The organism is Deinococcus piscis (genome assembly GCF_014653275.1).
Taxonomy (GTDB): Bacteria; Deinococcota; Deinococci; order Deinococcales; family Deinococcaceae; genus Deinococcus; species Deinococcus piscis.
The window spans coordinates 21,095-43,568 of the sequence record NZ_BNAL01000015.1; the positions used below are offsets into that span (position 1 = coordinate 21,095).

Annotated in this window: 22 protein-coding genes; 13 read left to right on the forward strand and 9 right to left on the reverse strand. The window is 63.7% G+C overall.

What is annotated here, in order from left to right; genetic code table 11:
* The first annotated feature begins 29 nt into the window (after nucleotides 1-29).
* Nucleotides 30-449: an Ivy family c-type lysozyme inhibitor gene (locus IE158_RS07035; protein WP_189642951.1), complete on the forward strand. Its 420-nt coding sequence runs from the start codon at nucleotides 30-32 to the stop codon at nucleotides 447-449.
* A 122-nt stretch (nucleotides 450-571) separates the two neighbouring features.
* Here IE158_RS07035 and IE158_RS07040 read toward each other — a convergent pair whose 3' ends face one another.
* Together IE158_RS07040 and IE158_RS07045 are read right to left on the reverse strand one after the other, a co-directional pair.
* Nucleotides 572-1,201 (reverse strand): response regulator, encoded by a 630-nt coding sequence (locus IE158_RS07040; RefSeq protein WP_189642952.1) that lies wholly within the window; start codon nucleotides 1,199-1,201, stop codon nucleotides 572-574.
* A 2-nt stretch (nucleotides 1,202-1,203) separates the two neighbouring features.
* The gene (locus tag IE158_RS07045) at nucleotides 1,204-2,736 is read right to left on the reverse strand and encodes a sensor histidine kinase (protein WP_189642953.1); all 1,533 of its coding nucleotides are present in this window, start codon (nucleotides 2,734-2,736) and stop codon (nucleotides 1,204-1,206) included.
* Between the two features lie 225 nt (nucleotides 2,737-2,961).
* Between IE158_RS07045 and kdpB the strand changes: the two genes are divergently transcribed.
* The 5 genes from kdpB to kdpC all read left to right on the forward strand — a co-directional run bounded on the left by kdpB (nucleotide 2,962) and on the right by kdpC (nucleotide 7,806).
* Complete coding sequence (gene kdpB / locus IE158_RS07050; RefSeq protein ID WP_189642954.1) at nucleotides 2,962-4,992, forward strand: potassium-transporting ATPase subunit KdpB; 2,031 nt, start codon at nucleotides 2,962-2,964, stop codon at nucleotides 4,990-4,992.
* Nucleotides 4,993-5,095: 103 nt separating this feature from the next.
* Nucleotides 5,096-5,254 (forward strand): hypothetical protein, encoded by a 159-nt coding sequence (locus IE158_RS13570; protein ID WP_229838980.1) that lies wholly within the window; start codon nucleotides 5,096-5,098, stop codon nucleotides 5,252-5,254.
* On the forward strand, nucleotides 5,251-5,331 hold the full coding sequence (kdpF, locus tag IE158_RS13575) for a K(+)-transporting ATPase subunit F (protein ID WP_229838979.1): 81 nt from the start codon (nucleotides 5,251-5,253) through the stop codon (nucleotides 5,329-5,331). The genes IE158_RS13570 and kdpF overlap by 4 nt, the downstream gene beginning before the upstream one ends.
* Entirely contained in the window at nucleotides 5,331-7,037 is a 1,707-nt protein-coding gene (kdpA, locus tag IE158_RS07060) for a potassium-transporting ATPase subunit KdpA (protein WP_189642956.1), read from the forward strand. Before kdpF ends, kdpA begins: the two co-directional genes overlap by 1 nt.
* 115 nt (nucleotides 7,038-7,152) lie before the next feature.
* On the forward strand, nucleotides 7,153-7,806 hold the full coding sequence (gene kdpC / locus IE158_RS07065; protein WP_189642957.1) for a potassium-transporting ATPase subunit KdpC: 654 nt from the start codon (nucleotides 7,153-7,155) through the stop codon (nucleotides 7,804-7,806).
* Between the two features lie 3 nt (nucleotides 7,807-7,809).
* Here the strand turns inward: kdpC and IE158_RS07070 are convergent, their stop codons facing one another.
* A complete protein-coding gene (locus IE158_RS07070) occupies nucleotides 7,810-8,244 on the reverse strand; it encodes a putative toxin-antitoxin system toxin component, PIN family (RefSeq protein ID WP_229838972.1) in 435 nt (144 codons plus the stop codon).
* A 3-nt stretch (nucleotides 8,245-8,247) separates the two neighbouring features.
* Complete coding sequence (locus IE158_RS07075; RefSeq protein WP_189642958.1) at nucleotides 8,248-8,646, reverse strand: helix-turn-helix domain-containing protein; 399 nt, start codon at nucleotides 8,644-8,646, stop codon at nucleotides 8,248-8,250.
* A 56-nt stretch (nucleotides 8,647-8,702) separates the two neighbouring features.
* Between IE158_RS07075 and IE158_RS07080 the strand changes: the two genes are divergently transcribed.
* Nucleotides 8,703-9,803 carry a sensor histidine kinase KdpD gene (locus tag IE158_RS07080; RefSeq protein ID WP_189642959.1) on the forward strand — a complete coding sequence of 367 codons (1,101 nt, stop codon included), beginning with the start codon at nucleotides 8,703-8,705 and terminating at the stop codon, nucleotides 9,801-9,803.
* Between the two features lie 128 nt (nucleotides 9,804-9,931).
* On the opposite strand, the gene IE158_RS07085 is transcribed toward IE158_RS07080, so the two are convergent.
* Nucleotides 9,932-10,723, reverse strand: a complete 792-nt coding sequence (locus IE158_RS07085; protein WP_189642960.1) for a TetR/AcrR family transcriptional regulator — start codon at nucleotides 10,721-10,723, stop codon at nucleotides 9,932-9,934.
* A 127-nt stretch (nucleotides 10,724-10,850) separates the two neighbouring features.
* Here IE158_RS07085 and IE158_RS07090 point away from each other — a divergent pair, with 127 nt between their 5' ends.
* The 6 genes from IE158_RS07090 to IE158_RS07115 all read left to right on the forward strand — a co-directional run bounded on the left by IE158_RS07090 (nucleotide 10,851) and on the right by IE158_RS07115 (nucleotide 18,288).
* Nucleotides 10,851-12,071 carry a TCR/Tet family MFS transporter gene (locus IE158_RS07090; protein ID WP_189642961.1) on the forward strand — a complete coding sequence of 407 codons (1,221 nt, stop codon included), beginning with the start codon at nucleotides 10,851-10,853 and terminating at the stop codon, nucleotides 12,069-12,071.
* Nucleotides 12,072-12,155: 84 nt separating this feature from the next.
* On the forward strand, nucleotides 12,156-13,367 hold the full coding sequence (locus IE158_RS07095) for an erythromycin esterase family protein (protein WP_229838973.1): 1,212 nt from the start codon (nucleotides 12,156-12,158) through the stop codon (nucleotides 13,365-13,367).
* Entirely contained in the window at nucleotides 13,364-15,598 is a 2,235-nt protein-coding gene (locus tag IE158_RS07100; protein WP_189642962.1) for an ATP-binding cassette domain-containing protein, read from the forward strand. The genes IE158_RS07095 and IE158_RS07100 overlap by 4 nt, the downstream gene beginning before the upstream one ends.
* Nucleotides 15,599-16,137: 539 nt before the next feature.
* Nucleotides 16,138-16,926: a fumarylacetoacetate hydrolase family protein gene (locus tag IE158_RS07105; RefSeq protein ID WP_189642963.1), complete on the forward strand. Its 789-nt coding sequence runs from the start codon at nucleotides 16,138-16,140 to the stop codon at nucleotides 16,924-16,926.
* A 101-nt stretch (nucleotides 16,927-17,027) separates the two neighbouring features.
* Nucleotides 17,028-17,417 carry a 5-carboxymethyl-2-hydroxymuconate Delta-isomerase gene (locus tag IE158_RS07110; protein WP_189642964.1) on the forward strand — a complete coding sequence of 130 codons (390 nt, stop codon included), beginning with the start codon at nucleotides 17,028-17,030 and terminating at the stop codon, nucleotides 17,415-17,417.
* An 85-nt stretch (nucleotides 17,418-17,502) separates the two neighbouring features.
* Entirely contained in the window at nucleotides 17,503-18,288 is a 786-nt protein-coding gene (locus IE158_RS07115) for an IS5 family transposase (protein WP_189642965.1), read from the forward strand.
* A gap of 69 nt (nucleotides 18,289-18,357) precedes the next feature.
* Here IE158_RS07115 and IE158_RS07120 read toward each other — a convergent pair whose 3' ends face one another.
* The 4 genes from IE158_RS07120 to IE158_RS07135 form a co-directional block, all read right to left on the reverse strand.
* Nucleotides 18,358-18,690: an FmdB family zinc ribbon protein gene (locus IE158_RS07120; protein ID WP_189642966.1), complete on the reverse strand. Its 333-nt coding sequence runs from the start codon at nucleotides 18,688-18,690 to the stop codon at nucleotides 18,358-18,360.
* Between the two features lie 3 nt (nucleotides 18,691-18,693).
* Nucleotides 18,694-19,926 carry a formamidase gene (fmdA, locus tag IE158_RS07125; RefSeq protein WP_189642967.1) on the reverse strand — a complete coding sequence of 411 codons (1,233 nt, stop codon included), beginning with the start codon at nucleotides 19,924-19,926 and terminating at the stop codon, nucleotides 18,694-18,696.
* Between the two features lie 298 nt (nucleotides 19,927-20,224).
* Entirely contained in the window at nucleotides 20,225-21,631 is a 1,407-nt protein-coding gene (locus tag IE158_RS07130; RefSeq protein WP_189642968.1) for a YdgA family protein, read from the reverse strand.
* A gap of 178 nt (nucleotides 21,632-21,809) precedes the next feature.
* Nucleotides 21,810-22,418 carry a thymidine kinase gene (locus IE158_RS07135; RefSeq protein ID WP_189642969.1) on the reverse strand — a complete coding sequence of 203 codons (609 nt, stop codon included), beginning with the start codon at nucleotides 22,416-22,418 and terminating at the stop codon, nucleotides 21,810-21,812.
* Between the last annotated feature and the right edge of the window lie 56 nt (nucleotides 22,419-22,474).

The following is a 22,474-nucleotide window of genomic DNA, read 5'->3' on the forward strand; positions in this document are numbered from 1 at the left end:
TCTGAGAGCCAGCCCGGTAAGCTTGGGCCATGAACAAGAACCTGATGACCGCTGTGATGACCGTTTTCGCCGCTGGTGCTGTCAGCGCTCAGGCCGGAGGCATGGGACCAGTCCAGGTAAACACCTCACTCGCTGCCCAGCCCCGCGCCTTCGTGACCCAGCCTGCGGTCAAGCCCCGCCTGGAAAACCTGATGGGCCTGGTGAACGCCCGCTTCCTGCAAAAGAACTTTGGGACCGTGTCCACCCTGCAACATGCAGGCGGCGTGATTGCTGTGACCGGCTGCCAGCCCCACCACTGCGCGGCCAACAACTCTCTGGTGGCCTACGACACCAAGCACGACGCCTTCAAAGTGTGGCTGACCGTGAACGGCAAGACCCGCATCTACACCGACAAAGCGTTTGCCGGAACCTTCAACAGTGACGTGAAGGCGTACATCAACAACATGTAGCCGCGTAGCATTGGCCCACCCGCCTGCTCAGGGCGGCGGGCTGATACGGGCGCTGGGGCACCTCTGGAGATGTGGGAGGTGCCCAGCGTGTTGCGTACTCTGTGGCGTATCTCTGTGGCCCGCTATAGCAGCCCTGCCCTCAGGGCCTTGACCGCCGCCTGGGTCCGGTCCGCCGCTTGCAACTTGAGCAGAATCTCCTGAACGTGCAGCTTGACTGTGCTGACGCTGATGCAGAGCGCTTCGGCGATTTCCCGGTTGGGCAGGCCCTCGGCGATGAGCCGCAGCACCTCCAGTTCGCGGGGCGTCAGGGGAGACTGGGTTTCGGGGAGCCGTACCCCGCCCAGGACATGGTGGGCAATCTGGGGGTCAAGGTAGGCACTGCCCGCCGCCGCTGCGCGGATGGCCAGCAGTAACAGCTCCGGGCTGGCGGATTTGAGGCAGTAGGCATCTGCGCCCGAAGCGAGCGAGGCGAACACTTCTTCCCGCAGGTCATGGGCGGTCAGCATGACGATACGCACCGTGGGCCAGCGGCGCTTGATTTCGCGGGCAACGGCGATGCCGTCCATTCCCGGCAGACCGATGTCCACCACCGCGAGGTCTACGGCATGCTGCTCCAGCAGTTCCAGCGCCTCCTCGCCGCTGCGGGCTTCGGTCACCACCTGCAAGTCAGGCTCCAGGCTGAGGGTGGCCCGCAGGCCATCACGGGTAAAGGCGTGATCTTCGACCAGGAGAATACGGACGAGTTCAGGCATGGCTACTCCGGAAGGGTCAGCGTGAATTGGCTCTGCGCCTGCGGTGTGCGGCTGTAGCGCACAGTGCCGCCGTGGGCTTCGGCGATGCGGCGGGTGAGGTAGAGGCCCAGGCCACTGCCGCTGCCCGCCCCGCCGCCTCTGAACCGCTGAAACAAGCGGGCCATTCGCTCATGGGGAATACCGGGGCCGCTATCCTGCACGGTCAGGGTGACTCCAGCGCTGCCCCGGCTCAGCTGCACGGCCACGGTGCCGCCCACTGGCGCGAACTTGATGGCATTGTCGAGCAGGTTCTGCACGGCGCGGCGCAGGTCGTGACGGTGGCCCTGCACGGTCACGCCGCTGAGCTGGGTGTCGAGCGTGAGCTGCTTGGCCTGAGCACGCGGCTGCAATTCGCTCACCACGCCCAGGACCAGTTCGCGCAGGCGTACGCTCTGTGCTTCTTGAGCGGCGGCCTCGCCACTCTCGTATTTGGCGACGCTGAGCAGCTGGTCTGCCAGGTTCAGGAGCGCTTCGTTGGCGGTCAGGCCATTTTCCAGCGTGGCGCAGTAGGCGGCGGGCAGCTCACCATACGCGCCCCTAAGCGCGGCTTTCATGTTGACCGCGTTGGCTAGCAAGGGCGTGCGCAGATCATGCGAGAAGGCGTACACCAGATCGCGCAGCAGTTCGCCGCGTTCGGCCAGCAGTTCCTGATTGTGGCGCAGGTCGTCCAGCAGGGCGGTGCGCTCTAGCAGGGGCTGTAGGGTACGGACGGCCAGTTCGGTGACTCCCGGTGAGGCTTTGGGAGCGGTCAGAATCAGCAGCAAGTCGCCTTCGGTGGGGCGGCGCAGGCGGGCCAGAAAAACATGCCCCCCTTCGGCAGCCCAGACGTCCCCGGCTCCCACCGGGTGCGCCAGGAATTCCAGTGGAATGCGGGTGTCCAGGCGGCTCTGGTGCGCGGTCGGGGGCAGGTCGGGAGCCAGCGCCAGGGCGTAGGGCTGCCGCAGGACCGCCCGGTCCACCGCGCCAATCTCGACGTGAACTGCGCCGGTCAGCTTTTGCAGGGCCGCCGCTGCCCGCTCGACAAATTCGGCCTGACCGAGCGGACCGCCCAGGTCTTCGGCCAGTTGCCGCCGTGCCCGCTCCCGCTCCAGCTGATGTTCCTCTTCACGCAGAGCTGCGGCCTTTTCGGACGCTTCACGCGCCCGGTAAGTCAGGTAGCCCACCAGCAGCACACTCAGAATGCTGACGGCGCGGTTGGCGAGGTGGTACTCCTCCACGCCGTCACGGGCACCGTTCCAGACCCCAGCGATGACGTTGGCCAGCACGGCCAGCAGGGTCAGCGGCCACACGGCCCGCTTGGATTCGCCCAGGGCGGCCAGGGCCACCGCTGCACTCAGCACCGTGCCCACTGCGAACGAAGCGGGCGTGGCGATGTCAAAAGCCAGCACCAGCGCCAGCAGGGTCAGGGACACCCCCCAGACCACCGGCTCGCTCAGCGGCAGGCGGGGCGGCGCAAACAGTTCACGCAACATTTCGCGGTTGGTTGGTCTCGCCATTTGGCTCAGGCTAGCGGGTTGAACCGGGCTCACGGTACTGGTCAACTGGCCAATGCTGCGGGGCTTTCAGGAGCGGTTCCGGTGAATGATCCTGGCCCCCGGCACGGTGCAGCCCAGTCCAACTGGCCAGGTGGCCAATCACCCTGGCCACCTGACCGATACCGCCGCGCCCGCCCCTGGCCGAGCATTCGGGGGTATGAAGGACTTCCTGACGAGGTGGACGCCATGACCGCCGCCCCCACCCAGCAAAAACAATCCATCTTCGCGCCCGAACTGGTGCGGAATGCGGTGCGGGCCAGCTTCACCAAACTCTCGCCCCGCGACCAGGCCCGCAATCCGGTGATGTTCGTGGTGTACGTGGGCACCATCCTCACCGCGTACCTCACCATTGCCAACCTGCTCACGGGCAAGCCCTGGGGCTACGAACTGACCATCACGGGGCTGCTGCTGCTGACGGTGCTGTTTGCCAACTTTGCCGAAGGGCTGGCCGAGGCACGCGGCAAGGCGCAGGCGGCGTCACTGCGCTCCGCCCGTGAGGATGTGAAGGCCCGCCGCCTGGTGAATGGCCGCGAGGAAGTGGTAGCGGGCACCGTCCTCAAGCGCGACGACCTGGTGGTGGTCGAAGCGGGCGAGATGATTCCCGCCGACGGCGAGATTATCGAGGGCCTCGCCAGCGTGGACGAGAGTGCCATCACGGGCGAATCGGCCCCCGTCATCCGCGAGGCGGGCACCGACCACAGCGGCGTGACGGGCGGCACCAAAGTGCTGTCTGACTACATCGTGATTCGGGTGACTTCGGGCGCGGGCGAGAGCTTCCTCGACCGCATGATTGCGCTGGTGGAAGGCGCGAGCCGCCAGAAAACCCCCAACGAAATCGCGCTGTCTATCCTGCTGAGCGGCCTCACGCTCATTTTCCTACTGGCGGTGGTCACGCTCTACCCGTTCACCGTGTACGCGGGTGCGCCCGCCAGCGCCGTGACGCTGATCGCGCTGCTGGTCTGCCTGATTCCCACCACCATCGGCGGCCTGCTGCCCGCCATCGGCATCGCGGGGATGGACAGGGCGCTGCAAGCCAACGTGATTGCCAAGAGCGGCAAGGCAGTGGAAGTGGCGGGCGACGTGGACGTGCTGCTGCTCGACAAAACCGGCACCATCACCATCGGCAACCGCATGGCGACCAAATTTCACCCGCTGCCCGGCGTGACCGAGGCCGAACTGGCGAAGGCCGCCCTGCTGAGCAGCCTGGCCGACCCCACCCCCGAAGGCAAGAGCATCGTGGCGCTGGCCAACAGCCTGGGCGTCAGTGCCGCCGAACCCGCCGGGGCCGAGTTCATCGAATTCACCGCCCAGACGCGCATGAGCGGCATTGACTTCGGCACGACCTCCATCCGCAAGGGCGCAGGCAGCCGCATTTCGGCACTCGCCCAGGAGCGCGGCGGGCGCATTCCCCCCGAACTCTCCGCGCTCACCGATGAAGTCTCGCGGCAGGGCGCAACACCGCTCACCGTGATTGAAAATGACCGCCTGCTGGGTGTGGTCGCACTTTCGGACATCATCAAACCCGGTATCCGTGAACGCTTTGCCGAGCTGCACCGCATGGGCCTCAAGACCGTGATGATCACGGGCGACAACCCGCTGACCGCCGAGGCGATTGCCAGGGAAGCGGGCGTGGACGGCTTTCTGGCCGAGGCGACCCCCGAAGACAAGATGGAGATGATTAGGCGCGAGCAACAGGCGGGCAAGCTGGTCGCCATGATGGGCGACGGCACCAACGACGCCCCCGCGCTGGCGCAGGCCGATGTGGGCCTCGCCATGAACTCCGGCACGCAGGCCGCCAAGGAAGCGGGCAACATGGTGGATCTGGACTCCGACCCCACCAAGCTGCTGGAAGTGGTGGAAATCGGCAAGGGCCTGCTGATTACACGCGGTGCGCTGACCACCTTTTCCATCGCCAACGACGTCGCCAAATACTTCGCCATCCTGCCCGCGCTGTTCGTCACGGCTTACCCGCAACTGGGCGTGCTGAACGTGATGGGCCTGCACAGCCCCACCAGCGCCGTGCTGAGCGCCGTGATTTTCAACGCCATCATCATCCCCGTCCTGATTCCGCTGGCCCTGAAAGGTGTTCCCTACAAGCCCATGAGCGGCGCGCAGATGCTCTCGCGCAACCTGCTGGTGTACGGCGGCGGCGGCATCCTGGTGCCCTTTGTCGCCATCAAGCTGATTGACCTGCTGATTACGCCGTTTATGCGGTGAAAAGACCCCTCTGCCCTTCGGGCATCTCCCCTGAGAGGGGAGACAGGAGGGACGCTGTTCTCGGCTCCCTTTGAGGGGAGCTGGCAGCGAAGCTGACTGAGGGGTGAAACCGCAAACGCTTTGCCAGTGCCGCAAAAAGCCCACCAACCGTCCACTATCAACCATCAACAAAGGAACCCCTATGGACATCCTCCTTCCCCTGCTCCTCATCGTCTTTTTCGCCCTGTGCGCCGCCTATCTGAAAGGCATGGACAAATTATGATTCTCGCTCTCGCCCTTATTTCCCTGCTGCTGTTCGGCTACCTGCTGTACTCGCTGATTCGTCCGGAGGACTTTTGATGTCGGCCTCAATTCTGCAATTCGTGCTGCTGCTCGCCATCATGACCGCGCTGGTGATTCCGGTGGGCAACTGGTTGTACGGCGTGTTCGCGGGCCAGCGCCACACCGCGCCCGAGCGCCTGACGTACCGCCTGCTGGGGGTTGACCCGGCGCACGGCATGAACTGGAAGGTGTACGGGCTGGCAATTGTGGCTTCCAACCTCGCCATGTTGCTGCTGGCTTACCTGCTGATTCGGCTGCAAGGAGTCCTGCCCTGGAACCCGGCGGGGCTGGCCGCGCAGTCGCCCGACCTCGCCTGGAACACGGTGGTCAGCTTCATGACCAACACCAACTGGCAGGCGTACAGCGGCGAGCAGAGCCTCTCGTACTTCTCGCAAATGGCGGTCATCACGACCTTCATGTTCACCTCGGCGGCCACGGGCTTTGCGGGCGCGGCGGCGTTCATGCGCGGGCTGGCGGGCAAGAGTGGCGCGAACCTGGGCAACTTCTGGGTGGACATTACCCGCCTGATTTACCGCGTGCTGCTGCCCGTGTGCTTTGCGCTGGCGCTGGTGTTCGTGTGGCAGGGCATGCCCCAGACCCTGAACGCCTACGCCACCGCCACCACGCTGGAAGGCGCGACCCAGAAGATTGCGCTCGGCCCCGTCGCCAGCCTGGAGAGCATCAAGCACATCGGCACCAACGGCGGCGGCTTCTTCTCCATGAACGCCGCGCACCCCTTCGAGAACCCCACGCCGCTGACCAATGCGCTGCACATCCTGTCCATGTTGCTGATTCCCTCGGCGCTCACCTACGCGTTCGGGCGGCTGCTGGGCAACCTCAAGCAGGGCTGGGTGATTTTCGGCGGCATGCTGGTGATGTTCCTGGGCTTCCTGGCGACGGTGTACAGCTTCGAGCAGGCGGGCAACCCCATCCTGAGCAAGCTGGGCGCGGAGCAGACCATGACCGCCACCCACGCGGGCGGCAACATGGAAGGCAAGGAAGTCCGTTTTGGCATCGCGCAGACGGCCCTCTTTGCGACCACCACCACCGCCGCCACGACGGGCAGCGTGGACTCCATGCACGACTCGTACACGGGGATGGGCGGTTTTGTGCCGATGCTGCAAATGATGCTGAACAACGTGTTCGGCGGCAAGGGCGTGGGCTTTATCAACTTCGTGCAGTACCTGATTCTGAGCGTGTTTATCGCCGGGCTGATGGTCGGACGTACCCCCGAATTCCTGGGCAAAAAGATCGAGGCGCGTGAAGTGAAATTGGTGATGCTGGCGGTGCTGGCCCACCCGCTGAGCATCCTGGGCTTCACCGCCCTGGCCGCTGTGACGCCCGGCGCGCTCGCCAGCCTGAACAACCCCGGCGCACACGGCTTTTCCGAGATTCTGTACGCCTACACCTCCGGCACCGCCAACAACGGCTCGGCCTTCGCGGGCCTGGGGGCCAACACGCCCTTTTACAACCTCACCATCGGCCTCGCCATGCTGTTCGGGCGCTACCTGACGCTGCTGCCGATGCTGGCCGTGGCCGGAATGCTGGCCGCCAAACGCCGCACGCCCGCCAACTCCGGCACCCTGCCCACCGACACGCCGCTGTTCGGGGCGCTGACCGTCGGCATCATCCTGATTGTGGGCGCACTCACCTTCCTGCCTGCGCTGACGCTGGGGCCGATTGCCGACCACCTGCAAATGGTGCAGGGCGTGGTGGTGAAGTAACCCCTTACCCCTCGCTGCGCGAGGCCCTCTCCCCAGCGGAGAGGGTCAAAGGCAAAAAGCCTTCCGCCTTTAGCCATCTGCCATCCGCCATCTGCCTTCTGCAAAGGAAAAACCCATGACCACTTCCCTTCACCCCGACACCCTTCCCTCTCACCCCGAACCCGCCCCCGCTGCGCCGCTGCCGCGCCTGTTGCTCACGTCCTTTCTGGCCGCTGGCCTGTTCACGCTGGTGTGCGGGCTGGGCTACCCGCTGCTGACCACGGCGGTGGCGGGTGCGCTGCTGCCTCAGCAGGCGGCGGGCAGCCTGATTTCCCAGAACGGCAAGGTGGTCGGCTCGGCGGTGCTGGGCCAGAATTTCACCGCGCCGCAGTACCTGCACGGGCGGCCCTCCATGACGAACAAGACCGACGGCAGCGGCCCCGAACCCTACAACGCCGAAAACAGCGGCGCGAGCAACTGGGGCGCGACCAATGCCAAACTCAGGGACGCCGTGCAGGAACGCATCGCCGCCTTTCGCAAAGAAAACGGCCTGACCGAGAACGCGCCCGTGCCCGTCGACGCCGTGACCGCCTCGGCCAGTGGCCTCGACCCGGACGTGTCGCTGGCGACGGCCCTGCTGCAAGTGAATCGCATCGCTCAGGCGCGGGGCATCCAGCCCGCTGACGTGGAAAAGGTCATTCGCGCCCACCTGACGGGGCGGCAACTGGGCGTGCTGGGCGAGGAACGGGTGAATGTGCTGGCGGTGAACCTGAGTCTGGACGGGCAGTGAGGCTCAGCGGATGAAGGTCATGACCGTTTTCGGCTCGACGATAGGCAGTCCCAGATGACGGCCCGCGTTCAGCAGGTGGCTGTCTTTCGAAACCACGGCGTCGGCCTGTGCCTGCACCAACAAATCCAGCAGATACCAGTCCTTGGGGTCAGGGCAAGAAGGCCAGTCGTGGTGTGTCGTCAGGTGAGCGATTTCGGTCATGCGGTGCAGGTCGACCGCCAGCGCAAAAGCGTCCGCAGGCGTGATGCCGCTGCCCAGCCGCAACACTGCGGGATAGGTCAGCACGCGGGCCAGCTCTTCCAGATGCTCCTCGGCCAGGACGAACTGCACCTCGAAGCGCCGCGCCGCCAGATAAAGCTCACGCGACGGCCCTCTGGTGCTGGTCAGCCCGCTCAGCAGCACGTTGATGTCGGGAATGAGGCGCAGAGGCGCAGACAAGATTCAGTCCTGAGCCTTCAGCAGGGCACGCCCACGCTCAGTGACCCGTGCGGCAATTTCTTCGCGGCTCAGCGCGGCCTGACGGGGGTGGTCTGGAGTGGGCGTTTCGCTTCTGGCCCAGGCCACCGCCTCGGCAATCAGGGCTTCCTGCTGGCTCTCGCTCAGTTGGGCAAAAGCCAGTCGCAAGCGCTCCAGCGCGGGCAATTCGGCGCTGTGGCCCAGCCGTTCCTCAACCGCTTGCACAGGGATGCGGTAGCGGGGGCGGCCCGTAGGCGTGGTGCCGACCTGTACAGCGGGCAAATCACCCGTCCGAATCTGCCGCCGCAACGTGTCGTCACTGACGTGCAGGCGGCGGGCGGCTTCCATCACGGTCAGCAGGGCGCGGGGTGGGGTCTGGGTCATGGGCTTCACCTCACATCAGTTTACGCAAAATCCGCAGAATCCGCAAAAGGGAAATCATGCCCGACCCCATCCGCCTGACCCTTCAGCGTGACCCCGCGCAGCCGCCGCAGCCCCAACGCGGCACGCACCGCATCTTTATCGGCATGGCGGCGGGCGTGGGCAAAACCTACCGCGCCCTGAACGAACTGCGCGAGCGGCTACAAAGCGGCGAGGACGCCCTCATCGGCGTGCTGGAAACGCACGGGCGCAAGGAGACGATAGGGGCGGCGGAAGGTTTGCCCGTCTTTCCACGGCGGGAAATAGTTCGCGGCAGTACCACCGTCACTGAACTCGACCTGGACGGCCTGATCCAGCGCCGCCCCGACATCGTGCTGATCGACGAACTGGCGCACACCAACGCCCCCGGCAGTGTCAACGAAAAGCGCTGGCAGGACGTGGAAGCGCTGCGGGACGCGGGGATTCATGTGCTGTCCACCATGAACGTGCAGCATCTCGAATCGCTGAACGACACGGTGGCCCGCCTGACCGGAGTGCGGGTGCGCGAGCGGGTGCCCGACCACGTGCTGCACGACGCCGACGAACTGGTTCTCATTGACCTGCCCCCCGAAGACCTGCGGGCGCGGCTGCGGGCCGGGAAAATCTACGACCCCGAAAAAGTCGAGCAGTCATTGAGCAACTTTTTCACGCTGCCCAACCTGACGGCGCTGCGGGAAATCGCGCTGCGGCATGTGGCCCAGGCGGTCGAAATGGACGTGCCCGACGGCCAGCCCGCCGCGCATGAGGTGGTGGTGGTCGCCATTGCCGCCGAGGACACCGCCGCCCGCCTGATTCGCCGGGGCGGGCAACTGGCCGAGCGGCTGCACGGCGAACTGCATGTGGTCACGGTGCGCTCAGACCGCCTGACCCAGGAGCAGTCGCGCCTGCTGGACGTGTGCCGCGAGATCACGGCGGCGCTGGGGGGCCACTTTGAAGTGCTGGAACCGGGCGAGGGCGTGGGCGCGGCGCTGGTGGGCTATTCGCGGCGGGTTCACGCCACCCAGATGGTGATGGGCGAAACCAGCCGCAGCCGCTGGGCCGAACTGCTGCGCGGCGACATCATCAAGTACGTGCTGCGTGAGACACGGGGCGTGGACGTGCATGTGATCAGCCGGGACTGAGCAGAGCCGCCGTGTAGAGCGCGGTCAAACTGTACAGAAGCTCTATCCTTGAATCCTGGCCTGCGTGTTTGGCCATACGACGTTTACCTGCTCTAGTGAATCTCTCAACGGAGGTGGTCGCAGCTTGGCTAAGTCTTGCCCAGCTTCTTCTCCACTCCGTCCAGCAGTAGCTCTAGTCCAAATTTCAGCGTCATTTCGGGGGCGGCTGCCGCTTTCGTTTCGTCGCCAAAGCTCTGGCCCACGCGGGCCGCCACCGGAAAGCGCTGCGCGTCCAGCAGACGGTCAAGCACCGGGGCCTGGGTCAGCCACCACTCCTCATCCGTCTGCGCCGAGTCCTGCTTTTCGCGTTCCAGGCGGTGGTGCAGGCGGGCAGCGCCTTCTACTTGCGTCATGATGTTCGTCAGCAGCGCGTCCATCTCTATATCGCTCAGGCCTATGCCGTCCAGCGGACGCAGTTCGGTGTCGTACTTCTGCACCAGGTTTGGCCCCAGCCTGGGGCGCGGCCTGACCAGTTCGGCCAGCCAGGGGTGCTTCAGGTGCAGTTGCCAGTTGCGCTCGGCAATCAGCAGCAGCGCGTCTCGCCAGTGGCCGCAGCGTTTCGGTTCGTCCGGGTCACTGTACAGCGTGCCCATCAGTCGGTCAGCCATCAGGTCAGTCAGGTCGTCCTTACCGGGCACGTAGCTGTATAGCGTCATGGTGCCTACGCCCAGCACCTCGGCCACCCGCCGCATAGATAGCGCTGCCAACCCCTCGGCGTCGGCCAGCTCGGTGGCCTTTTCCACAATGGCCCGGATGGTCAGGCCATTTCTGCCAGGGCGGGTGTGAGACCCCCACAGCAGGGCCAGGCTGCGGGCGGGGTCGGGCTGCGGCGCAGGCTTACCGTCTGTCTTTTTGTCGTCAGCAGCAGCTTTCTGGGACATGGCTTGACAATATCATGGCCCTATTCGTACATTGTACGGAACAACGTATGTTCTGCCGTTATTCCTGCTTAAATCCTGGCCCTCATCAGCTTCCGCATCCCCTGCCGGGTACGGAAAAGGAGTTGTTATGCCTCAAACCATCCGCAAAGCCAGCCTGGGCTTTATCTTTCTGACCGTCATCATTGACGTGCTGGGCGGCGGTCTGATTGCGCCCGTGCTGCCCCGGCTGGTCGAGTCATTCGGGGGGGGCGACGTGGCTCTGGCCTCCCAGTTTTATGGCCTTCTCATCGCGCTTTACTCGCTGATGTCGTTTCTGTTCGCCAGTTTTATCGGGGCGCTCAGTGACCGCTTTGGGCGGCGGCCCGTGCTGCTGCTCTCTTTGCTGGGGCTAGCGGCGGATTACGTGATTATCGCGCTTGCGCCGAACCTGACGTGGCTGGTGGTGGGGCGCTTGGTGGCGGGGGCGCTGGGAGCCAGCTTTGTGACCGCCACCGCGTACATTGCCGACATCAGCGCCCCGGAAGACCGGGCGAAGAACTTTGGCCTGCTGGGGGCCGCCTTTGGGCTGGGGTTTATTGTGGGGCCGCTGCTGGGCGGGGTGCTGGGCGGCATTGACCTGCGCTTGCCGTTCTGGGTGGCCGCCGGGCTGGCTGCGCTGAACGTGCTGTACGGCCTGTTCGTGCTGCCCGAATCCTTGCCGCCAGAGCACCGCCGCCCGCTGAACTGGCGGCAGGCCAACCCGCTGGGTGCACTGCTGGCCCTGCGAACCTTTCCAAACGTGTTGCCGCTGACTGGTGTGTACACCCTGACCTGCCTCTCGCTTAATGGCCTGATTGCCGTGTGGGTGCTGTACACCGCGCACCGCTTTGGCTGGAACGTGGCACAGGTGGGCGTATCGCTGGCAGTGGTGGGGGTCACGCAGGGCGTGGCGCAAGGCGCACTGGTGGGGCCGCTGGTGGCCCGCTGGGGCGAACGCCGCACCGTGGTCTGGGGCGTACTGATTTCGGCGCTGGCCTACGTGCTGTACGGCTTTGCCAGCCAGCCCTGGATGCTGTACCTGGGCATCGTCCTGTCCTCGGCGGGCGGAGTGGTCGCCCCGGCCTTGCAGGGCGCGGTGTCGGGCCGCGTGGCCCCCGACCAGCAGGGCCTGTTGCAGGGCGCACTTGCCAGCCTGAACAACCTGACCAACGTGCTTGCACCGCCGCTGGTGGCTGGGCTGTTTGCCTTCGCCCTGGCGCGGGGCGTACCCGTGGGCCTGCCACTGTTCGCATGTGCCGCTTTTGAAGTGCTGGCCTTTGTACTCGCGTGGCGGGCGTTTGGCTTTTCGCCGAAGATTAAACCCAGCTAAAGACTCACCGTGGGGCATCCTCACATAAAGCACAGAGAAGATGGGGCTGTCCGAGCGGGTGCATCCTCTGGAAAGGAGAAGAGAATGCCAGAACATAGACCGCTCGAAATGAGGGGCTGGGACATTAGCCAACCGCAAGCCCTCCGTCAATTTTTAGCCTCACTGCCTACCCCGCCCCGCCTGCTGGCCCTGGGCGAACCGACGCACGGCGTGCAGGCTTTTCCGCGCTGGCGCAACCGGATATTTCAGGTGCTGGTGCAGGAACACGCCTTCCGCTCGATTGCCCTGGAAAGCGACGTGCTGGCGGGCCTGAAAGTGAACGACTACGCGCTGGGCGGCCCCGGCACGCTGGATAACGTGATGAGTACAGGCTTGAGCCACGGCTTCGGCGCGTATGCCGCCAACCGCGAACTGGTGGCGTGGCTGCGCGAGTACAACGCGGGCCGTCCGGAGGCCGAGCAGGTGCGCTTTTACGGCTTCGATGCACCGATGGAAAGCATGTGGGCCGCCAGCCCCCGCGCCTGTCTGCTGGCCCTGCACACTTTTCTGGCCGCGCACCTGGGCGAACTTCCGGCAGATGCCGCCAGGATTGAAGAACTGTGCGGCGACGATGCCCGCTGGACGAACGAAGCTGCCGCGATGAATCCAGAGAAATCTGTGGGCAACACAGCGGAAGCGAAAGCGCTGCGCCTGCTGGCAGATGACCTGAATACCCTGCTGGAACAGGAAGCGCCGCGCCTGCACGCCCAGCCCGGCTTCTGGCTGGCACAGTTGCACGCCCGCACCGCCCTGGGTTTGCTGCGTTACCACGCGGTCATAGCGCAGGTGGCCCCAGACCGCATAGCGCGAATGCTGGCCCAGCGCGGCCTGATGATGGCCGACAACCTCAGCGCCGTGCTGGAGCGGGAGCAAGGGCGCGGCCCTACACTAGTCTTTGCCCACAACCTGCACCTTCAGCGGGGCGTGAGTGGCATGAACCTCGCTTCGCTGTCGCAGCGGGCAGAGTGGTGGGGGGGCGGGGCACACCTGCACACGCGCCTGGGGGGGCAGTATGCCTTTATTGCCAGCACCCTCGGCATAGGCGAAGGCATACCCGAACCCGCGCCAGACACGCTGGAAGGCTTCTTGAGCGGGCAGATGAGCACGCCTACGCTGTACGCCACCCGTCACCATCCATTTCCCGACACGCTGCGGCGACGCACCGACACCGACTACCGAGTTCAGGCGCTGCGGCCCGAAACTTTGCACGAGGCCGACGGTTTACTCTTTCTGCCCACCACCGAGGAGAACGCATGACCACACACGAGTTCATAGAAATTGCCGGCGCACGCGAGAACAACCTGCAAAACGTCTCGCTGAAGATTCCCAAGGGCAAAATCACCGTTTTCACGGGTGTTTCGGGTTCTGGCAAGTCGTCGCTCGTGTTCGATACGATTGCCGCCGAAGCCCAGCGCCAGCTCAACGAAACCTTCACGGCCTTCGTGCAGGGCTTCCTGCCGCACTACGGCCAGCCCGACGTGGACGAAATCGCGCACCTGAACGCGCCCATCATCATTGACCAGAAGCGCGTGGGCGGCGGCTCGCGCAGCACAGTGGGCACCTACACGGACATTTCGGCGGTGCTGCGGGTGCTGTTCTCACGCGCAGGCGTGCCCAGTGCCGGGCCAGCCTACGCCTACTCCTTCAACACGCCGCAGGGGATGTGCCCCGAGTGCGAGGGCATAGGCCGCACCACCCAGCTTGACCTGGGACGCCTGCTGGATCGCCGTTTGTCACTGAATGGCGGCGCGATTCTGCACCCCGACTTCAAGCCAGGCAAGTGGCTCTGGAAGACCTACGCCATGTCGGGCCTGTTCGATAACGACAAGGCCATCCAGGACTACACCGAAAAGGAACTGCACGACCTGCTGCATGGGCAAGACCTCAAGGTGAGCTTGGGCGAAATCAACATGACCTACGAGGGACTGGTGGTGCGCTTTGACCGCATGTACCTGAAAAAAGACGCGGCGGCCATGAGCGAGCGCAGCCGCGCCGTGTTCGAGCGGTTCGTGACCTCGCAGGTGTGCCCGGTGTGCGCGGGTGGGCGGCTGAACGCAGCGGCGCTGGCCTCGAAAATTGACGGCCTGAATATCGCGCAGTGGTCTGATCTGGAAGCGGGCGAGGTGATCGCCAGGCTCGAACAACTGACCGACCCGCTGGCCGTACAGATCGCCGCGAAGCTCAAGGAACGCATGGGCCATCTGGTAGACATCGGTCTGGGCTACCTGAGCCTGGGGCGCGAAACGGCCACGCTGTCGGGCGGCGAGTCTCAGCGCCTGAAGATGATCCGGCACCTGGGGGGCAGCCTGACCGACATGCTGTACATCCTGGATGAACCCAGTGTGGGCCTGCACGCCCGCGACGTGGCCCGCCTGACCGGGCTTTTGCGGCAACTGCGCGACAAGGGCAACACCGTGCTGGTGGTGGAGCACGACCCAGACGTGATTGAGGTGGCCGACCACATCGTGGACATGGGGCCAGGGGCAGGCACGCACGGCGGGCAGGTGGTGTTTGAAGGCAGCTACGCCGAACTGAAACAGGCTGACACCCTCACCGGAAGGTTCCTGCAAAACGCCCTGCCCATCAAAGAAAAGGTGCGGCAGCCCACGGGCCAGATGACCGTGAAGGACGCCAAGTTGCACAACCTGAAGAACGTGACCGTGAACATCCCCACGGGCGTACTGACGGTGGTGACGGGCGTGGCCGGGTCGGGCAAAAGCACGCTGATTAACGATATTTTTCTGGCCCAGCACCCGGAAGCGGTGGTCATTGACCAGTCGCGCATTGGGGCAAATAGCCGCAGCGCCCCCGCCACCTACACGGGCATCATGGACGACATCCGCAAGGCGTTTGCCAAGGCCAGCGGCGCAAGCCCGGCGCTGTTCAGCTTTAATTCCGAGGGCAGTTGCCCGAACTGTAGCGGCCTGGGCGTGGTGTATACCGACCTGGCGTTTATGGAAGGCATCACCTCGGTGTGCGAGGTCTGCGGGGGCAAACGCTTTAAGCCAGAAGTGCTGGAGTACCACCTGCGCGGCAAAAACATCAGCGAGGTGCTGGACATGACCGCCGAGGAAGCCCTGGCCTTTTTCAGCGAAAAGAAGATCAAGGCCGTGCTGCAAGCCATGAACGACGTGGGGCTGGGCTACCTGAAGCTGGGGCAACCGCTGAGTACCGTATCGGGTGGCGAGGGCCAGCGCCTGAAACTGGCCACCGAACTGCACAAGCAGGGCAGCGTGTACGTGATGGACGAACCCACCACCGGTCTGCACCTCAGCGACATTGGCCTGCTGATGGGCCTGATTGACCGCCTGGTAGACGCCGGAAACACCGTGATTCTGATTGAGCACCAACTGGACGTGATTCGGCAAGCCGACTGGTTGGTTGACCTGGGGCCGGAAGGCGGCCACGCGGGCGGCGAAGTGCTGTATGAAGGCCCACCCACCGGGCTGCGGGCCGAAAAGAGAAGCATCACGGGGCGGTTCATCTGAGCCCTGAGTCCGTCACTTTGGGCAAGCTGTAGATGGAAGCCCAGCCCGGATAGGGCCCAAGCTCGGGCAGAGCAGACCCTGCTAAGCGCTGTGGTCTGCGACCTGGCCAGGTGAATCGGAGCGGGTCAAACCGGGCCGCTCCTCTAATACGGACTCCGGTTAAATAGTTTGCAAAAACTATTTAATTCGAGCGAAGCGAGTAGGAGAGAAACGGGTTCCGGGCGTGGAGTTAACAATTCGGCGCTGTCCCGAATTGTTAACGAAACAGACGGAATCCGTATAATTTGTCCAGTTTCAAAGCACCTAACAAAGAGCCAGGCAACTCTGCCGCGAGCAAAAGGAGGGCCAAACGTCGAGCGGGAAGGTATTGGTGCAGGAAAAAGAGCGGAGGCCGCCCCCAGGCTCTCCTGGGGCAGCTGGTTCATGCCAGAGATGGTGGATGGCCCAGCTCTTTTTATGCCTACAGAATCTACGTCTCAGACGCTGCCATTGGAGTTTTGCGGGGTTGGCGGCTTAGACTTTGCCTCAAAGGAGAACTGATGAAAACCGCCAACTTTATCGCCAACGGACGCACCCTAAAGGGTGAACTCCGCAAAGACGGTCTGCTGCATGACGCAGCAGGCGAAACCCACAATCCGGATGACGTGCAGTTCCTGCTGCCGCTGAAGCCTGGCAAGGTCATCGCGCTGGCGCTGAACTACGGCGACCATGTGAAGGAACTGGGGTTCTCGGCCCCGCCTGAACCTGTGATGTTCCTCAAGCCGAACACCAGCCTGCTGCCGCACCGGGGCACGGTGATTTACCCGCGTGGCGCGAAATACATGCATTACGAATGCGAACTCGGCATCGTGATTGGGCGCGATGCCCGCCGCGTCAAAGCCAAGGACGCCGAAGACTACGTGGGCGGCTACACCATCGCCAACGACCTCGTGGTGCGTGATTACGTCTCCAACTACTACCGCCCCCCCATGCGGGCGAAGGGCTGGGACACTTTCGGCCCGATGGGGCCGTATCTTGTCACCGCCGACGAAATCCCCGACCCGTACAACCTGGGCATTCGCTCGTATGTCAACGGCGAACTGCGGCAGGAAGGCAACACCTCGGACATGATTCGCCGCGCCCCGGAACTGATTGAATTCATGAGCCGTTTCATGACGCTGGAAGCGGGCGATGTGATTCTGACCGGCACCCCTGAAGGCGTGAGCCACGTCCACCCCGGCGACGTGATGCGCATGGAAATCGACGGCCTGGGCGCACTGGAAAACCCGGTGGCGCTGGAAGACGAAAGTGCCGAGCCTCTGATTGCCGAGGAAGGAGAGAGGAAGTAAGCGGCCTTTGCCGCGTCTAAGGGTCTAAAAGTCTGAGAGTCTAAGGTTTTTCTTCGACTCTTCGACCTTTAGACCCTTAGACCTCTTCCGAAGGAAGACCCATGCCCCACCTCACCCTCGAATACACCGACAACATCCAGAACCCGCGCATTCCTGAGCTGCTGCGTGCCCTGAATGGCGTGCTGCTGGCCCGGCCCAACATTTTCCCGGTGGGCGGCATCCGGGCGCGGGCCTACCGCCTCAGCGAGTACGCGCTGGCCGATTCCTCCGAAGCCTCGGACGCTTTTGTGCACCTGCGGCTGCAAATCGGCGCGGGCCGCAGCGAGGAGGTCAAGAAGGAAACGGGCGACGCCCTGTTTGCCGTGCTGCAAGGGCATTTTGCCGAAGCTTACGCCGCGCACGGGCTGATGCTCTCTCTTGACATCAGTGAATTTTCAGAGGCAGGGACGTGGAAGAAGAACAACATTCACGCGAGGTATAAGAAGGTCTAAGGGTCAAAAGGTCTAAGAGCGTGTTTGAAAAGTCAGCATAGGGGACGGGGTAGCACAGTGGGCCAAGTTCTGGCCCGCTGTTCTTGTGAGAAAACAATACGCCAGTGACTTGACTCACCAAGAGTTTAACTGCATTGCGCCCCTGTTGCCCCCGGAAAAACCAGGGGGACGTCCCCGAAGTGTCGATATGTACGAGATCCTTTGCGCCATTTTCTATGTACTGCACAATGGTTGCGCTTGGCGCAACCTTCCACATGATTTCCCCGCTTGGCAGACGGTCTATACCTATTTCGTCGCCCTACAACGACATGGAAGCTGGGCCGCCATCAATCACTTCCTGGTGCGACGCACCAGGAAGCAGGCGGGCAAACCCCCTGAGCCAAGTGCAGTCATCATTGATGCTCAAACTGTGCGATGTGGTCCGCAAGCAGGACCACGAGGAATAGATGCAGGTAAAAGGATCAATGGGCGCAAGCGACATGTGGCTGTTGACAGCATGAGATTGCTGCTGGTGGTGCGGGTGACTGCGGCCAATATTCAAGATCGGTCAGGGGGCTTTCCCCTGCTTGAACAGACGTACAACCGGTTCCCACGTATTCGGCATGTATGGGCAGATGCGGGTTATACGGGACAGTTGGTCCGTTGGGCCAGAGAGACGCTGGGTTGGACGATGGACATTGTCAAAGGAGTGGTTGGACAACGAGGGTTCGTTGTCCAACCACGTCGCTGGGTTGTCGAACGGAGTTTGGCTTGGCTGACCCGTTCTAGACGCTTATCGAGGGACTATGAAATATTGCCACAGACCACCGAAGCCTGGTTTTACTTGGCGAATATTCGACTCATGTTGCGACGACTGGAGCGGTCTGTTTGAACCTTTTCAAACACGCTCTAAGGGTCTAAGGGGTTTTCCTTCGACTCTTAGACCCTTAGACCGTTCGACTTAATGCCCCAGCATCCAGGGCCGGGCCGCCGGGAACAGCTTTTTCCCGTCCGCCGTGTAGAGTGCGCCAGAAGGGCTAAGGGGCCGGTGAACCTGCCGTTCTTCCTGTTCCGAGGCCAGATTGCCGCGCCGGGGTTCGTGGGCAGCCCGCTCGTTGCGCTCGAACGCCTCGCGCCTTGCCGGGGTCAGTTGCGGCACCCTCGGCGCGCTCACCAGCACGCGGGGAGATGGCTGCCCGCAGCGGGGGCAGGTGGCCTGCTCGCCGCGCTCGGCCACCGGCACCAGGCGGTCGAACAAGCCGTGTTCAGAGCAGCGGTACTCATACAGTGGCATCGGTTACTCCTTGTCCGGAGCGATAGGCAAGTCCACGTCGCCCTTGATGAATTTCTCCGGGCCGTCCGTATTGGGGAGCAGATCAAAATCAAAGATATCGGTGGGCAGCCACAGGGTCGCGCAGGCATTGGGCACGTCCACCACGCCGCTGATATGGCCCTGCACGGGAGCGCAGCCGAGCAGCGAGTAGGCCTGAGCGCCGGAGTAGCCGAACTTGGTCAGGTACTCGATGGCGTTCAGCACGGCCTGGCGGTAGGCGATATGCACGTCCAGAAAGTGCTGCTCGCCCTGCTCATCCACCGAAATGCCCTCGAAAATCAGGTAGTTGTCGTAGCGGGGAGCCAGCGGGCTAGGGCGGAAAATGGGGTTCTTGATGCCGTATTTCTCCATGCCACCTTTAATCAGGTCCACCCGCAGGTGAATCCAGCCCGCCATCTCGATGGCCCCGCAGAAAGTGATTTCGCCGTCGCCCTGGCTGAAGTGCAGGTCGCCCACCGACAGGCCCGCGCCCTTTACGTACACCGGGAAGTAGACTTTGGAGCCGCGTGACAGGTCCTTGATGTCGCAGTTGCCGCCGTGCTCACGCGGGGGCACCGTGCGGGCGGCTTCGGCGGCGGCCTGGTCGCGCTCGCTGCCTTTCAGGCGTCCCATGTGCGCCGTATCCGCGTAGGGGAGGTTCACCAGCGTGGGCACGCGGTCCGGGTCCGTCTTGTACAGCTCCAGCTCGCGGCGGTTCCACTCGTCCAGCAGCTCTTTGGAAGGCAGCGTGCCTATCAGGCCGGGATGAATCAGGCCAGCAAAGGAGACTCCGGGGATGTGGCGCGAGCTGGTGAACATGCCCTTGAAATCCCAAATGGACTTCTGCGCGTCGGGGAAATGCTCGGTCAGGAAGCCGCCGCCGTTGGTGCGCGAGAAAAATCCGTTGAAGCCCCACTGCATCTGCTCGAAAGTACCGATATCAAGGATGTCCACCATAAGCAGGTCGCCCGGCTCGGCCCCCTCAATTTCCACCGGCCCAGTCAGGAAATGCACCTGGGTCAGGTCCACGTCGCGCACGTCCTCGGCGCTGTCGTTGTTGCCAATCTGCCCGCCGGTCCAGTCGTAGCATTCCAGAATGAAGTCGTCGCCGGGCTTGACGGTGGCCGCCATCGGAATATCCGGGTGCCAGCGGTTGTGAACGTTCTCGTTCTCGTAGGGCGAGCGGTCAAGGTCGATGCTGAGCAGGGACTTCGCCATGGTCATCCTCCTGTGCGGGAAGGTAGAAAGCGTCAGCGGCCTCCAGTGATAAGACTGAAGGGGCGTAAGTTGTTGCGGACAAGGTCATATTAGCACGTACGCATATATGTTTTTATCCTGGATAACTAACTTTTTGAACGAATGTTAAGTATTTCGCAGATATTCTTGCGATGGCCAGTGAATAGCTATGGCGAACGGGTGACGCAGCGTGACACCAATTCGCCTGCCATCCGGCCACCTGCTGCCTTTTCACTCAGAAAATAAGCGCTGTAATTGCCGCTGTTTCGTGGAATGTCTATCAGAAAGCCGGCTTGCCATTGATGGTCATCTGCCCATCCTGATAGCCAAAGTCAGCCACCAGTTCGTTGCCTTCGGTGCGGAAGGTGCCGCTGCTGACCAGGTCGGCGGCATTCAGCTCGCTGTCTCCACCCATGCTGTTCAGCGCTTCGATGGTTTCCGGGCTGGTCCGCATGGTGAGCTGTGCTTGCAAGTACTGCGGCAGCAGCAGCATGGCGTTGCTCAGTTCGGTCATGTTGTCTAGGCCGCTGTCCCCGCCCTCGCCCAATGCAGCGGCCAGCCCCTTGAAGGTGGCCTGCCCGCTGAGTTGCAGGCCAGAGCCGGGGCTGGTAAAGCCCGCTTTGTCGAGCGACAGCACCGGCTCGGCCTGCAGCAGGCCCAGGAGGCTGCGGCTGTACACCTCTTCCATCTCCTGCTCCTGCTCTGGTGTGAACTTGACCTCACCCTCGGAGGAGGTCAGGGCCTGCTGGCGAATCTTCTCATACATCCCGCTCAAGTCCTGGAGCGGTTGCCGCGCCACGTGCCGTATACCCAGATGCAACTGCAAGCCGCCGAGCGCCGGGGTGTCCGGCACTTCTAGCGTACCCAGCTCGTAGCGCGTGAGAATGTCGTAGTGTTCCGGGTCGGCCAGGGTGGTTTCGGACCCCACGGTCAGGTTGAGAAGCTGCGCGGTCTGGCCGAGCGCGTCGGTTGAGGCAACCTGAGCCACCTTGAATTCCGATTTCCCCACGCCAATCAGGTCGTCGGAACTGCTGTAGCTCTGGTTGCCGGTCAGGGTCATCTGACCCACCTGCACCGCGTTGCCCCCTGCGCCAGCGGTGAACTGCATTCCCGGCCAGGTCAGGTTGTAGCCCGTGAGGCGGCCCTCGCTGCCCGCTTCTACCCGCCCCGTCAGCGGTTGCCAGGTGACCTGCCCGCCGTCCTGCGGCGACTGAAACTGCCCGGCAGGGACGCCGAGGTCCGTCACCGAGCTGCCGGTCAAGCCCAGCACGGTATGAATACGCGGCTTCTGACCGCCGACGGCCTTGTCCAGTTGCGCCTGAATTTCGGGGTCAAGGAAGCGGATTTCGGTGTCAATCACGGCCCTGGCAAGGGTGCCGCCCGCCAGCGGGCCGTGCTGAATGTGGTTGACGACCTCCCAGCCAGCGGTGGGGTCGTCCTTGGTGCCGATGGGCTGCACAATCATGCGGTGCGTGCTTTTCAAGAAGCCTTTTTCGTAGCTGGATTCCTTGATGGTGAGCAGGTCGGTGGAGCGGAAGACCTGCTCCAGCCTCGCCGTAATGTCGTTGGTCACGTCCTGAGCGGCGGAGCTGGCATAAGCGGTGGTTCCCGCCCATAGGCCCAGAGCCGCCGGGACAGCCAGCGCCAGGGCGAGGGGAGACGGCGGGCGTGCGGAGCGGGGAGCCATGACCGCAATATGCCAGATGAATGGTGATGAAGTGGTCAACCTTGCGCGGGGACCCAGCGGACGTTCGCGCGGTTTTCTCCCGGTCCCACCTGGCTCCCCGGAAGAGGCTGGCGCCCCCCCCTTCTGAAGCAGCTGCCGCCGCTGACTGAGCGAAGCGGGTGAATTCTAGCCAAGTACCCTAATGGCCCAGGTCATGGTGCAGCCGGCAACGGGCTTCGTAGCTTTCCTGCGCGCCCACCAGCACCACCGGGTCGTCAAAGCGGGCGGGCTGGCCGCCAATCAGGCGCTGCGAGCGGGTGGCGGGCGCACCGCACACGGTGCAGATGGCGCTCAGCTTCTCCACGCTTTCGGCGCGGGCCAGCAGCTCGGGCATCACCCCGAACGGCTCGGCGCGGAAATCGAGGTCCAGCCCAGCGAGCACCACGCGTACGCCTGCATCGGCCAGCTCCAGCACCAGCGGAATAAGGTCGGGACCAAAAAACTGCGCTTCGTCGATGCCCACCACGTCCGGCAGGGCGGGCTTGGCATGGAGCAGCGGGCCTTCGCCGTTCAGCGCGGCGCGGATGGCGGCGGCGTCCGGCACGGGCAGGGCATGCAGCGAGCGCCCCGCGTGGCTGGCGACGCTGGCGGTGTGGTAGCGGTCATCCAGCGCTGGCTTGAACACCGCCACCTGCTGGCGGGCAATCACAGCGCGGGTGAGGCGGCGAATCAGCTCTTCACTTTTGCCGCTGAACATCGGCCCGACAATCACTTCCAGGTGGCCGCCAGCGTAGGGAGACTTGAGCACGGGGGACAGTATAGGTACGCAGGACCCTAGAGGGACGTGCTCAGGGCCAAGAAGGC